The 12,015-nt window shown below is 67.2% G+C and carries 15 protein-coding genes; 6 read left to right on the plus strand and 9 right to left on the minus strand.

From position 1 onward, the window contains the following. The 9 genes from G6032_RS07490 to flgA all read right to left on the minus strand — a co-directional run. On the minus strand, positions 1 to 1,418 hold a 1,418-nt coding region (locus G6032_RS07490), incomplete at its 3' end, for a Tar ligand binding domain-containing protein (RefSeq protein ID WP_165281528.1). Between the two features lie 42 nt (positions 1,419 to 1,460). Next, on the minus strand, positions 1,461 to 1,952 hold the full coding sequence (locus tag G6032_RS07495) for a chemotaxis protein CheW (RefSeq protein WP_165281529.1): 492 nt from the start codon (positions 1,950 to 1,952) through the stop codon (positions 1,461 to 1,463). A gap of 34 nt (positions 1,953 to 1,986) precedes the next feature. After that, on the minus strand, positions 1,987 to 3,990 hold the full coding sequence (locus tag G6032_RS07500; protein WP_165281530.1) for a chemotaxis protein CheA: 2,004 nt from the start codon (positions 3,988 to 3,990) through the stop codon (positions 1,987 to 1,989). Positions 3,991 to 3,994: 4 nt separating this feature from the next. Continuing rightward, positions 3,995 to 4,357, minus strand: a complete 363-nt coding sequence (locus G6032_RS07505) for a response regulator (protein ID WP_165281531.1) — start codon at positions 4,355 to 4,357, stop codon at positions 3,995 to 3,997. Then, the gene (locus G6032_RS07510; protein WP_165281532.1) at positions 4,357 to 4,665 is read right to left on the minus strand and encodes an STAS domain-containing protein; all 309 of its coding nucleotides are present in this window, start codon (positions 4,663 to 4,665) and stop codon (positions 4,357 to 4,359) included. Before G6032_RS07510 ends, G6032_RS07505 begins: the two co-directional genes overlap by 1 nt. 73 nt (positions 4,666 to 4,738) lie before the next feature. Then, positions 4,739 to 5,518: a flagellar brake protein gene (locus tag G6032_RS07515; protein WP_165281533.1), complete on the minus strand. Its 780-nt coding sequence runs from the start codon at positions 5,516 to 5,518 to the stop codon at positions 4,739 to 4,741. 46 nt (positions 5,519 to 5,564) lie between these two features. Further along, positions 5,565 to 5,993 carry a flagellar protein FlgN gene (locus G6032_RS07520; RefSeq protein WP_165281534.1) on the minus strand — a complete coding sequence of 143 codons (429 nt, stop codon included), beginning with the start codon at positions 5,991 to 5,993 and terminating at the stop codon, positions 5,565 to 5,567. Between the two features lie 19 nt (positions 5,994 to 6,012). Further along, entirely contained in the window at positions 6,013 to 6,318 is a 306-nt protein-coding gene (gene flgM / locus G6032_RS07525; RefSeq protein ID WP_165281535.1) for a flagellar biosynthesis anti-sigma factor FlgM, read from the minus strand. Positions 6,319 to 6,400: 82 nt separating this feature from the next. Next, positions 6,401 to 7,144, minus strand: coding sequence for a flagellar basal body P-ring formation chaperone FlgA (gene flgA, locus G6032_RS07530; RefSeq protein WP_165281536.1), 744 nt, complete (start codon positions 7,142 to 7,144; stop codon positions 6,401 to 6,403). Positions 7,145 to 7,302: 158 nt separating this feature from the next. On the opposite strand from flgA, the gene G6032_RS07535 reads away from it, so the two are divergent. From G6032_RS07535 to G6032_RS07560, 6 genes are all read left to right on the plus strand, one after another. After that, complete coding sequence (locus G6032_RS07535; protein ID WP_165281537.1) at positions 7,303 to 8,217, plus strand: chemotaxis protein; 915 nt, start codon at positions 7,303 to 7,305, stop codon at positions 8,215 to 8,217. 234 nt (positions 8,218 to 8,451) lie between these two features. Beyond that, positions 8,452 to 8,856 carry a flagellar basal body rod protein FlgB gene (gene flgB / locus G6032_RS07540; RefSeq protein ID WP_165281538.1) on the plus strand — a complete coding sequence of 135 codons (405 nt, stop codon included), beginning with the start codon at positions 8,452 to 8,454 and terminating at the stop codon, positions 8,854 to 8,856. 3 nt (positions 8,857 to 8,859) lie between these two features. Further along, positions 8,860 to 9,291: a flagellar basal body rod protein FlgC gene (gene flgC / locus G6032_RS07545; RefSeq protein WP_165281539.1), complete on the plus strand. Its 432-nt coding sequence runs from the start codon at positions 8,860 to 8,862 to the stop codon at positions 9,289 to 9,291. A gap of 5 nt (positions 9,292 to 9,296) precedes the next feature. After that, complete coding sequence (locus G6032_RS07550; RefSeq protein WP_165281540.1) at positions 9,297 to 9,968, plus strand: flagellar hook assembly protein FlgD; 672 nt, start codon at positions 9,297 to 9,299, stop codon at positions 9,966 to 9,968. Positions 9,969 to 10,025: 57 nt separating this feature from the next. Beyond that, positions 10,026 to 11,243 carry a flagellar hook protein FlgE gene (flgE, locus tag G6032_RS07555; RefSeq protein WP_165281541.1) on the plus strand — a complete coding sequence of 406 codons (1,218 nt, stop codon included), beginning with the start codon at positions 10,026 to 10,028 and terminating at the stop codon, positions 11,241 to 11,243. A 9-nt stretch (positions 11,244 to 11,252) separates the two neighbouring features. Further along, positions 11,253 to 11,993: a flagellar basal body rod protein FlgF gene (locus G6032_RS07560; protein ID WP_165281542.1), complete on the plus strand. Its 741-nt coding sequence runs from the start codon at positions 11,253 to 11,255 to the stop codon at positions 11,991 to 11,993. The last annotated feature ends 22 nt before the right edge of the window (positions 11,994 to 12,015 follow it).

Consider the following 12,015-nt stretch of genomic DNA (forward strand, 5'->3'; position numbering starts at 1 on the left):
ATCTCCTTGGCGGCGGTGTTGATCGCATCTGCCGAGCCCTTGATGCCGGAGATCAGGCTGTTGAGCTTGTCGATGGAGTCATCGACGGCTTCCTGCAGGACCTTGAAGTCGCCCTGGTAGTTGCCCTGGATCTTCTGCGTGAGGTCGCCCTCACTGAGCGCCACCATGACGCGCTTGACCTCGTTGACCGGCACGACGACCGCATCGAGGGTAGCGTTGACGCCTTCGACGATCTTGCGGAAGTCGCCTTCATGGCGCTTGGCATCGGCACGCGTCGCGAGCTTGCCGGCCAGGGCGGCCTCGGAGAGCATGTTGGCATCGACGATCAGCGCCTTGAGGTTCTCGCGGACCTTCTCGATGGTGTCGTTGATGAAGCGCTTCTTGCCGGGGAACTTCTCCAGCTCGGCTTCAAAGTTGCCGCGGCCGAACTCGGCGACGCAGGCCATGGCCTTCTTCTTCACGGCGATGTGGCCGTTGACCATGCCGTTCACGCCTTCGGCCATGGTGCGGTAGTCGCCCTCGAAGTCCTCGGCCGCGATCATCACGTCGATGTCGCCCTTGTCGTGCTCGGACGACATGTGGGACATCTGGCCGATGAAGCCCTGCACACTGTGCTGTACCGAGTTCACCGCGGTGACGAGCTTGCCGACCTCGTCCTCGCTGTTGGCCGCGTGGACCTCGAAGTCGAAGTCACCTGCGGCCATCTTGTTGGCCGCCGCCACGACTTCGTTCACGGGACGGGCAAAGGACCGGGCGATCACGACCCAGCCGAGGAAGCCGGCCAGCAGCACGCCGATCGTGATGGCGATGATGGTGAACCAGCGTTGCGCCTGGTATTCCTCCAGCGCATGCTCGTACTGATCGCCCGCGTATACCGCTTTTTGCTCGACCATGGCGTCGATCCTGGGAACGACCTCGCCGCGGAATGCCGGCAGCGTGCGTGCAATGAGGGCCCGGGAGGCGCGATCGTAGTCACCGTTCTCCATCATGGTGACCAGGGGCGCCATGTGCTCGTTGACGAATGCCTGGCGTGCGGCGTCGAGTTCCGCGGCGGCCTGGCGACCCGCGTCAGTTGCGACCATCTCCCGCACGTAGGTGTCGAAGATCTGGTTGATCTCGGCCGTTCGCGCTTCCATTCTGCCGACGTGGCGGTCGACGCCGTGGCCGTCTGCAAAGGTCTGCGCGAGTCTCGGATCATGCTGCATGCCGTCGAATATCTCGATGATGTTCTGGTTCAGCAAGACTTCGATCTCTCCGAGGCTCGCGGAGCCCTTGAGATTCAATTGATACATGTCTTCCATGTCGACCGTGAGCTTCTGCATGCCGTTGATGCCGGCCATGCCGACCCCGATAAGCGTCAGCGAGAGAATGCCCATCAAGCCGTAGAGGCGGGCGCTTATGGTCAGCTTCCTAAACATCGGATAATCCTCTTTATTACTTTTTATTCCCTGAGCGATTGTTCAGGCGGCTGCCTGGTCGACGAGGCCCATGTCCTCGGCGGTCATGAGTTTTTCGATATCGATGACGATGATCATGCGTTCATCGACGGTGGCGAGGCCGTCGATGTAGGCCGTGTCGAGCACGCTGCCGAAGTCGGGCGCCGGGCGGACCTGGTCGGCCTTGAGCGAGGTCACGTCGGAGACGGCATCGACGACCATGCCGATGACGCGACTGCCGATGTTGAGGATGATCACGACGGTGAACTCGTTGTAGGTGGCTTCACCGAGGTTGAAACGGATGCGCATGTCGATGATCGGGACGATGACCCCGCGCATGTTGATGACGCCCTTGAGGAAGGCTGGCGAGTTGGCGATCTTCGTCACAGCGTCGTAGCCGCGGATCTCCTGCACGTTCAGGATATTGAGGCCGTACTCTTCCTGGCCGAGCCGGAACGTGAGGTACTCGCGGGCATCATCGGTGGCAGCAATATTCGGGTTCAGATCCTGGCTCATCGTGGTCTTCCTTGCGTTCGGGTCCATCGGGTTTCTAGTGCATCCGCCGCAGGCGCAACAGCATGTCGACGTCGAGGATCAGGGCGACCTTGCCGTCTCCCATGATCGTCGCGCCGGACACGCCGGGCACCTTGCGGTAATTCGTTTCCAGGCTCTTGATGACGACCTGGTGCTGGGCGACCAGCTCGTCCACGAGCAATGCCGCGCGACCGTCGCTGGTGGCCACGACGATGACGATGCCGTCCTCGGCGCGTTGGGCCCTGGCATCGATGTTGAACGCCTCGTGCAGGGCCATCAGCGGCAGGTAGTCGCCGCGCAGGTGTACGACGCGGCCTTTGCCGGCAATGCTCGAAAGCTGCTCCGGTTTCGGCTGGATGCTTTCGAGGATCGCAGTCATCGGCAGGATGTAGGTCTCGTCGCCGACCCGCACGGACATGCCGTCCAGGATGGCGAGCGTCAGGGGCAGGCGCAGGATGATGCGCGTCCCCTTGCCGTAGGTGGATTCGATTTCCACCCGGCCGTTCACCGCCTCGATGTTCCGGCGCACCACGTCCATGCCGACCCCGCGGCCGGAGATGTCGGTGACCTTGTCAGCGGTCGAGAAGCCGGCGGCGAAAATCAGCGCCCACACTTCGCGGTCGCTCATATTCTCGCTGACCGCCATGCCCTGGCTTTCGGCCTTGGCCAGCAGCCTGGCGCGGTCCAGCCCGGCGCCATCGTCGGCGACCTCCACCACGATGTTGCCGCCCTGGTGGTAGGCCTTGAGCGAAATCTGCCCGGCGGCCGGCTTGCCTGCCGCCTTGCGCTGTTCCGTGGACTCCACGCCGTGATCGATGGCGTTGCGCACCAGGTGCGTCAGCGGGTCGGCGAGCTTCTCGATCAGGCCCTTGTCGAGCTCGGTCTCCTCGCCTTCCATGCGCAGTTCCACGCTCTTGCCGAGCGCCCCCGCCATGTCGCGCACCACGCGCGGGAAGCGGCTGAAGATGAAACTGATGGGCAGCATGCGGATGCCCATCACGCCTTCCTGCAGCTCGCGCGTCTGGCGTTCGAGTTGCCCCAAGCCTTCGCGCAACTGCTCGAGACGCAGCAGGTCGAACTCCCCCGGATCGTTGCCCATTTGGGTGAGCATCGACTGGGTGATGACGAGTTCGCCGACGAGGTTCACGAGCGAATCGACTTTCTCGACGGCGACGCGAATCGACCCGGCATCGGGGCGCTTGCCGCTCTCGCCGGCTGCGCCGTTCTTCGCGGCCGGCGGCTTGCCGTCGCCGTTGGCGCTGCCGCCCGCGGCCCCGCCCGGAGGCGGCGCGGATTCCTGTTTCGTCGCCTCGCCCGCGGTGGGCGAGAGCGGCGTCACGCTGAGCTCGCACTCGTCTTCCACCCACTCGAACACCGCCCGCACCTCTGCCTCGGTGACGGGGGCGGATAATTCGATATCCCAGTTCAGGTAACAGGCTTCGGGATCCAGTTCGCCCAGGGGCGGCAGGGCCGCGGCGTCCGCGACCACTTTCACCGGCCCGAGGCGCTCGAGCTCCGTCAGCAGCCGCAGCGGGTCGTTGCCGGTCTTCATTAACTCCGGGTTCGGCTTGAAGCCGACACGCCAGCCGGCGTTGGCGGCCGGCGCTGTCGCCGTCTCGCCGGCCGCAGCATCGGGCGTCTTGCCGAGCATGTTCTCGATCGCGGCCCGCGTGGTGACCACTTTCTCGGTATCGAGATCGCCGCCCTCGCTGGAGGCGCGCAGCAGTTCGCGGATGCAGTCCACGGCGGCCAGCAGGGTGTCGCCGGTCTCGGTGTTCATGCGTCGCTCGCCCTGGCGGATCTGGTCGAGCAGGGTTTCGGCGCCGTGGGTGAAGTCGCTCACCTCCCGGAAACCGAAGGTGCCGGCGCCACCCTTGATCGAGTGCGCGGCACGGAAAATCACGTTGACGGCCTCGGGGTCGTCTTCGCGGAAATCGATGAGGCCGGCTTCCATGATGTCGAGGCCCTCGAAGCTCTCCTCGAGGAACACGCCGACGAATTGCGAGACGTCGAGGCTCATGGCATCAACCCAGTACCCTTTGCACGGTGGCGAGCAGCTGTTCCGGGTTGAACGGCTTGACGATCCAGCCGGTCGCGCCCGCCGTCTTGCCTTCCATCTTCTTTTCGGGCGAGGCCTCGGTGGTCAGCAACAGGATCGGGGTGAAGCGGAAGTCGGGCAGCGCACGCAACGACTTGACGAGCGTGATGCCGTCCATGACCGGCATGTTCACGTCCGAGATGACCAGGTCCATGGCGGTCGTCTTGGCGAGATCCAGTGCCGCCTGGCCGTCACCGGCCTCGTGCACTTCGTGGCCGGCGTGTTGCAGCGTGAACGCGAGCATCTGTCGCATCGAGGTGGAATCGTCTACGGCGAGAATCGTTGCCATCAGTTTTTACCCTGCGACCGCGCACGGCCGCCTTGCTTGTCCGAATGGGAGAAAAAATCGTCGAGACCCAGGCGTTCGAGCCCTTCGGCCAGCGGGGCGCTCGGCGCCGCGAGGCGCAATTCGCGCCCCCGCCGTGTGGCCTCCTGTGCCGCGGCGGCCAGCAATTGGAGGCCCGCGGTGTCCAGCCGTGCCACGGCGCCGCCTTGCAAACGCAGGGGCCCGCTCCCTTCGAGCGCCACCGACAACCGGTCGCGCAACGCCGTTGCCGACTGGATGCGGAGGTCTGCCGGGAGCTTGAGGGACTTCATGCCGGGGAATCCAATGTACGGGTTCCTTAGACCTATCGGCATGGCGCGCCATCTCTTTAGGGTTGGCGTGTATCTACCCGGGCAGGCGGTGGCGCAGCTGCTCGCGCTGCAGCCGGGTGAGCAGTTTTTGCAGCCGCTCCGTCCGCTGGTCGGTGTCCTTGACGAAGCGGGCGCCGACTTTCAGTTCGCCGGTCAGCGGCGCAGGATGCAGGTGAACCAGTTCGAGACTGCATTCCACTTGCTGCTCGCCGAGGAAGTTCAGCAGGCAGCCGCTAATCACCGCGCCCGACTCCAGGCCCGGGTTGCGCGGAAACATCACGTTCAGCCCGCCGGCGGACAAGTCCAGCAACCGGCCGCGCAGGCCGCCACCGCCAGGGCCGAGGATCACCGTGGAATAGTCGTTCAGGTGTCCGGTGAGGACGCGGAAATGCCGGCGGCGCTGGTGATAGCGAACGGAGCCGGGCATGCGGGCCAGGTAGGCCGGGAGACGGTCGCCGGCCTGGACCTCGATGACCTGGGTGGCGAAATCGAGTTGCACGCCGCGCAGCTTGCCGTGCACGTGCATCACCGTGCCGGGCCCGATCCGGGCATGGCCATCCTCGGGGCTGAGTCCGTCCAGCAGCAGGCGCCCCCCGCTCGAGTTCACCTGCAACAGTGCGCTGGTATAGAGCCCGCGCACGCCGGGCAGCGCGACGTTGAGCAGCAGGGGCGGGAAAGTGATCGCACTCAGCAATCCGGCGATCCTTGCCGGGTCGCGCACCGTCTCCGCGGACTCGGCTTGCACGGCACTCGTGCGGCCGGCCTCGTTATCGGCGGGCTCGTCGCGGACGGCAGAAAATTCGCCTTGTTCCAAAGGAACCCTGTCCTCGAGAGAGGCCATGGACGGGCGCCGGGACCGATCAGGCCTGCGCGAGGGACCTGGACCCTCCCGCGGCGCGGGTGTCGCCATGGCTGTCGTACAACGGGACCGCGACGTGATCGCCCCGCAACAGGGCGAGCGCCTTCTCGGTCGCGCCGCGGCTGGCGGCCACGACGCCGCCGTTGATCTGGTTCAGTTGGCGGCAACGCGCGAATGTCGCCTCGAGGCGTTCCCGCAATGCAGGCGCAGCGCCAGGCAATTCCACGAGCGACGCCGCGATCTGCTGCAACTCGAGCAACAGGGCCCGCTTGCGTTCGGCGACGGCCAAGAGGACCTCGGGATCGCGATCGAGCAGCGCCTGCTGTTCATCCAGCAGGGTGGACTCGAGGGCATCGAACACGTCGGCGCAGCGTCGCAGCGAAGGTGAGCCCTGCTGGCGCTCGCCGCCGATCTCCGTACCGTCGCTCATGTCATTCTCCGTTATGTGGTCAGCCTGCCTTCTCGAAGCGGATCAGTGCATCGGCGATCGCGACCGGGTCCGGCTGGTACTGGCCGGAATCGATGGCGGAGCGCAGCTGCGCGACCCTCGCTTCGTCAACTTCCGAGCCCTTGGCGGCCTCGGCGGACAGGTTGGCGAATTTTTGCGCAGTTTCCGTCAGTGTGACTTTTTCGCCCGTGCCTTCCCGGCCGGCGGCCTCCGGCTGGCTCGCCGGTTTTCCGGCGCCTCCGCCATTGAGCACCCCGCCGCTCCGGCGCGGTTCCATCGGGTTTAAACCCTTGATGTCATTAGTCATCGGTACGGCCTCGAACTCGCATAAAATGCCTCCACGAGCATGGTATCGGCATTTTCCGAGATAACTTTAGCCGTCATGTCGATCACCGGACGCGGCCCAGGCCCGCCAGTCCCATGATCACGAGTCCTTCTCCGCCCACGGTGCCCTCCACGACCCGCCGGGTGGCCAGGTTGCGCACCCGCACCCGCTCGCCGAGCGCGCCGCTGGCCAGGGCCTCGCCCTCGACCTGCACGGCGATGGTGCCGCCGGCAGCCTGCAGGACCACGCGCTCGCCGCGCTGCACCAGTTCCGGCGCCGCCGCGATGCCGGGCAGCATCACCATGCCCGCCGACGCCGTGCGACGCAATTGCATGCCCACCAGTTCTTCGATGTCGGTCAGGTAGCCGCCGGGCAGCGTCGCCAGGTCGCGGTTCTCCAGCACCAGGTCGGCCTTGTCCAGTGTCGCGCCGCGATTTCGCGACACCGCCATGACCACCACCGGGCGGTTGACGCTCACGCGCGCGGGCACGAACAGCGACCAGGCCGGGGTGGTGCAGCGCACCCCCACCGCCACCGGCCCGAGCGGCCGCGCGCCGGGCGGCAGGTCCGTCTCGAGCGGAAGGGAACAGGCCGGCAGGCGCAGCCGGGCGTCCAGCCGGCCGACACTGACGCCGACGGTAACGGCGTCGTCGCCGCGCCAGTGGGCATCGGCTTCGGCATGCAGTCGTTGCGAGGCGGCCGCCGCGATCGAGTCCAGCGACTGGATCGCCGTCGCCGCGACGGCGCTCGCGGGCAGCACGGCCGCCATGGCGAGCACATATATAAGGAGGCTTCGGCAAATGTTCATCATGGCCTGCGTCGGTTTTCTGTCGCAACAAGACGTTGACCAGTGATCATGCAAGGTCCATACCAAGCGATTCCCGGCGCCATCCGTCGGCCCGGGCGAACCTCAAGAAATCGCCGGCCGCGCCGACACAATGAAGGCCCATCCATCTGTGAGGTCCCATGCCACGGTCGCTGTCCCAGGTTTCGCCGGAGACCCAGTCGCCGCCGCTGGAGCTGTTGCTGTTCCGCCTCGCGGACGAGCAGCTCTACGGCATCAACGTCTATAAGGTGACCGAGGTCGTGCATTGCCCGCCGTTGCGGCGCATGCCGGGCTCACATGAGGTCGTCGCCGGCATCGCGTCGCTGCGGGGCCACGCGGTGCCGGTGATCGACCTCGGCCATGCCATTGGCCAGGCGCCGGTCGAGCCGACCCCGGAGCGCTACGTGATCCTCACGGAATTCAGCCGCGCGCAGCAGGGCATGCTGGTCAGCGGCGTGGAGCGGATCATTTCGACGCGCTGGGACGCCGTCCGCGCCCCGCCGGGCAAGGGCGGGCCGGGTTTCGTCACCGCGATGACCAGCCTCGACGGCGAGATGGTCGAGATCCTGGACGTGGAGCGCGTCCTCGCCATGCTGTCGCGCGCCGAGGCGGAGATGCCGATCAGGACGGTCGAGAGCGCCCGCGACCGCCTGCCGGAGAACCTGCCGCCGGTGCTCGTGGTGGACGATTCCGCCGTGGCGCGCGGCCAGGTGCAGCGCGCCATGCGCTCCATCGGCGTGGACTGCGTGCTGAAGAACAATGGTCGCGAGGCCCTCGAGCAGCTGCGCACCTGGGCCGAGCTCGGCCCCCTCGAGGATCGCGTCAGCATCCTGATCTCCGACATCGAGATGCCCGAGATGGACGGCTACGGGCTCGTCTCCAGCGTGCGCCAGGACGGGCGCATGGCCAAGCTGAAGATCCTGCTGCATTCCTCGCTCAGCGGCCGCTCGAACGAGGATCGCGCGCGCAATTCCGGCGCCGATCGCTTCCTCGCCAAGTTCCGTCCCGAGGAGCTCGCCGCCGCCGTGATCGAGCACCTCGCACTCCCGGCCTAGCCTTCGCCGGGCGGCAAGCCCTTGCCGCCCCGGCGGCAAGCGCTGGTCACCGTCGCCGCCCCGCGCCGCCGCATTCCCGTCAAAAAACCGTCGCCACGCCGCTCCTGCGGCCCGCTCGCCCCGACTCGGCCTAGAAAAAACAACGCGTTCCGGGGGTTTCCGGGGCTTTGGCACGTCGTTTGCATCAGTTCCGCCGAGCCCGTCCGTCAACGGGCAGACCGGAGGACAGCGAGCATGAGTTCAATTACGGATCGCGCCCTAGGCATCCACACGCAGGCCCTCGAGGTCGCCTCGCGGCGCCTGGAGTTGCTGGCGTCGAACATCGCCAACGCCGACACGCCCGGCTACAAGGCGCGCGACCTCGATTTCCGTGCCCTGCTGAACCAGGCCAGCAACGACCAGGCCGCCGCGCGGATCACGACGACCCGGGCGGGGCACATCGCGACGACGCCCGCCGCCGGCGGACTCGGCGGTGATGCGCTGTACCGCGTGCCGAACCACGCCTCGCTGGACGGCAACACCGTGGACACCCAGCAGGAACACGCCGTGTTCGCCGAGAACGCCGTGCGCTACCAGGCCTCGCTCGATTTCATCAACAGCCGGCTCAGCGGGCTGCGTAAAGCGCTCAAGGGGGAGTAATCCATGAACCTCAGCAAGATCTTCGACATCTCCGGTTCGGCGTTGAGCGCCCAGACCACGCGGCTCAACACCATCGCCAGCAACCTGGCGAATGCCGATACCGCGAGCACCACCCCGGAAGCGGCCTACCGCGCCCGGCACCCGGTGTTCGCCACGGTGCTGCAGGAGGCGACCGGCGCGGGCCAGTCCACCGGCCAGCCCGCCGCCAGCGTCCGGATCGCGGGCATCGTCGAGAGCCAGGCGCCGGCCATTGCGCGCCACGAACCGGGCCACCCGCTGGCCGACGAGAACGGCTACATCTACCTCCCGGCGGTGAACACCGTCGAGCAGATGGCCGACATGATTTCCGCGTCGCGCAGCTACTCCAGCAGCGTCGACGTTTTGACCACCACCAAAGAACTGATGCTGCGCACCCTGCAGCTCGGACGGGGCTGAACGACATGGCAGGCATAGACGCAACAACTCTCGAACAGGCCGGGCTGGCGCGCGCGCCGAAGGCCGACGCCAAGTCGAACGAGGAGCTCGGCCAGGAGCAGTTCCTGGAGCTGATGGTCGCGCAGCTGCGCAACCAGGATCCCTTCAAGCCGCTGGAAAGCGGGGAATTCCTCGGCCAGCTGGCCCAGTTCGGCACGGTGTCCGGCATCTCCGACCTGCAGGCCTCTTTCGAGAGCCTGTCGGGCTCCATGCAGGGCAACCAGGCGCTGCAGGCGGCCGGCCTCGTGGGCCGTTCCGTCTACGTTCCCGCCCAGGAAGCCTGGCTGCAGCCGGGCGGGGCGGTGAGCGGTGCGGTGCAGAACCCCGCCGGGCTCGGCGAGGTGACGGTGGGCGTCTACGACTTCGCCGGCCGCCTCGTGGCGACGGTGCCGGCCGAAGGGACGGGCGAGCGCGCCGCGTTCCGCTGGGACGGCACCAACGACGCGGGCGAGCAGGCGCCGCCGGGCTTCTACGAGATCCGCGCGGTCGGCCGCTCAGGCGGCGAACCGGTCGCCCTCGAGGCGCTGGTCAGCGGCCAGGTCGAAAGCGTGAGCATCGATCGTTTTTCGGGTGCCCTGTCACTGACCGTGACCGGGCTTGGCGTCGTGGACCTCCAGAAGGTCCGCCAGATCGGCTGAACGGCCGCACATAGGTAGCGGGCCGTCACCGACGGCCGCCAACAGGAGTACAGGACTATGCCTTTCAGAACCGCCTTGAGCGGCTTGAACGCCGCCTCCGCCGACCTTCGGGTCACGGGCAACAACATCGCCAACGCCAGCACCACCGGCTTCAAGCAGTCGCGCGCGGAATTCGCCGACGTGTTCGCCGCGTCCTCCAGCGGCATCTCCAGCACGGCCATCGGTACCGGCGTGCGCCTGTCCGGCGTCACGCAGCAATTCGGCCAGGGCAACATCGACTTCACCGGCAACAACCTCGACCTCGCCCTCAACGGCCAGGGCTTCTTCGTCCTCACCGACGGCGGCAGCCAGGTGTTCAGCCGCGCCGGGGCCTTCCAGGTCGATCGCGACGGCTTCGTGGTCAATCCCTCCGGCCAGCGCCTGCAGGCCTATCCGCCGGCCAATGCCGAGGGCACGAGCTTCAGCACCGGCGTGCTGAACGATCTGCAGCTCGACGCCAGCGAGGCGCCGCCACGGGCCACCACCGAGGTCGATGCGACCTTCAACCTGAGCTCCAATGCTGCGGACGTCTCGGCGCTGCCCTTCGACCCCTCCGATCCGGAGACCTTCAACTACACGACCTCGCTGACGACCTACGATTCGCTCGGCCAGTCGCATACGGCGACCCTGTACTTCCGCAACACCGGGCCGCTGTCCTGGGAATCCCACCTGGCGGTCGATGGCGCGGCCGTCGGCGGCGCGGAGCCGCTCACTTTCAATGCCGACGGCACCGTCGCCACCCCGGCGGGCGCCGTCAGCTTCGGCACGCACGACCCGGGCAACGGTGCGGACCTGCTCGACATGGAGTTCGATTTCACGACCGCCACGCAGTTCGGCGCGGTGAGCAACGTCAGCGCGCTGCGCCAGGACGGCTTCACCACGGGGCGCCTGTCGAGCATCGAGATCAGCGACACGGGCGTGATCCAGGCGCGCTTCACGAACGGCCAGTCCACCGCGCTCGGCCAGGTCGCGCTCGCCAACTTCCCGAACCCGCAGGGCCTGCAGCAATTCGGCAACAACGCCTGGGGCGCGTCCTTCGGCGCCGGCGAAGTCGTGCTCGGTTCGGCGGGCAGCGGCAACTTCGGCGCGATCCAGTCGGGCGGCCTCGAGGGTTCCAACGTGGACCTCGCGGCGCAGCTCGTCGGCCTGATCACCGCGCAGCGCAACTTCCAGGCGAACGCGCAGGTGATCAGCACGGCCGACACCGTCACCCAGACCATCATCAACCTCCGCTAGGCGAAGTAAATGGACCGGATGATCTTTTTGGCCATGACCGGGGCGCGCGAGACGATGCTCGCGCAGGCGGGGGTGAGCCACAACCTCGCCAACGCCAACACCATCGGCTTCAAGGCGAGCCTGCAGCAGGCGCAGACCCTGGACGTCGAGGGGCCGGGCCATCCGGCCCGCGCCTACTCCATGGGCCTCGACCGGCTCGCGGACCTGACGCCCGGGTCATTGCAGACCACCGGGCGCGAGCTCGACATCGCCATCGAGGGCGAGGGCTGGATCGCGGTGCAGGCGCCCGACGGCGGCGAAGGCTACACCCGGGCCGGCGACCTGCGGGTGGATCCGCTCGGCCGCCTGACCAACGGCGCCGGGCATCCGGTGATGGGCGAGGGCGGGCCGATCGCGCTGCCGCCCTTCGAGAAACTCGAGATCGGCGGCGACGGCACCGTGACCATCCAGCCGCTCGGCCAGCCGGCCAATGCGCTGGCCACCATCGAGCGCATCCGCCTCGTGAACCCCGACCCGGCCACGCTGCGCCGCGGCGAAGACGGCCTGGTCCGTCCGGAGCCGGGCACGGTCGCGCCGCCGGACGCCGCGGTGCGCCTGCGCACCGGCGTGCTCGAGGGCAGCAACGTCAATACCGTCGGGGCGCTGGTGGACATGATCCAGCTGTCCCGCCAGTTCGAGCTCCAAGTGAAGATGATGACCGCCGCCGAAGAAGCCGATCGCGCCTCGTCGCAATTGTTGCGGATGAGCTGACGCGCCGGATGAACAGGAGAAA

Origin of the sequence: Wenzhouxiangella sp. XN24 (assembly GCF_011064545.1) — a bacterium.
GTDB lineage: Bacteria > Pseudomonadota > Gammaproteobacteria > Steroidobacterales > XN24 > XN24.

Bases quoted from the DNA above. Each gene is read 5' to 3' on its own strand.
- G6032_RS07495 (WP_165281529.1), bottom strand. From the start codon at position 1,952: ATGAGCCAGGATCTGAACCCGAATATTGCTGCCACCGATGATGCCCGC.
- G6032_RS07500 (WP_165281530.1), bottom strand. From the start codon at position 3,990: ATGAGCCTCGACGTCTCGCAATTCGTCGGCGTGTTCCTCGAGGAGAGC.
- G6032_RS07505 (WP_165281531.1), bottom strand. From the start codon at position 4,357: ATGGCAACGATTCTCGCCGTAGACGATTCCACCTCGATGCGACAGATG.
- G6032_RS07510 (WP_165281532.1), bottom strand. From the start codon at position 4,665: ATGAAGTCCCTCAAGCTCCCGGCAGACCTCCGCATCCAGTCGGCAACG.
- G6032_RS07520 (WP_165281534.1), bottom strand. From the start codon at position 5,993: ATGAGCGACGGTACGGAGATCGGCGGCGAGCGCCAGCAGGGCTCACCT.
- flgM (WP_165281535.1), bottom strand. From the start codon at position 6,318: ATGACTAATGACATCAAGGGTTTAAACCCGATGGAACCGCGCCGGAGC.
- flgA (WP_165281536.1), bottom strand. From the start codon at position 7,144: ATGAACATTTGCCGAAGCCTCCTTATATATGTGCTCGCCATGGCGGCC.
- G6032_RS07535 (WP_165281537.1), top strand. From the start codon at position 7,303: ATGCCACGGTCGCTGTCCCAGGTTTCGCCGGAGACCCAGTCGCCGCCG.
- flgB (WP_165281538.1), top strand. From the start codon at position 8,452: ATGAGTTCAATTACGGATCGCGCCCTAGGCATCCACACGCAGGCCCTC.
- flgC (WP_165281539.1), top strand. From the start codon at position 8,860: ATGAACCTCAGCAAGATCTTCGACATCTCCGGTTCGGCGTTGAGCGCC.
- G6032_RS07550 (WP_165281540.1), top strand. From the start codon at position 9,297: ATGGCAGGCATAGACGCAACAACTCTCGAACAGGCCGGGCTGGCGCGC.
- flgE (WP_165281541.1), top strand. From the start codon at position 10,026: ATGCCTTTCAGAACCGCCTTGAGCGGCTTGAACGCCGCCTCCGCCGAC.
- G6032_RS07560 (WP_165281542.1), top strand. From the start codon at position 11,253: ATGGACCGGATGATCTTTTTGGCCATGACCGGGGCGCGCGAGACGATG.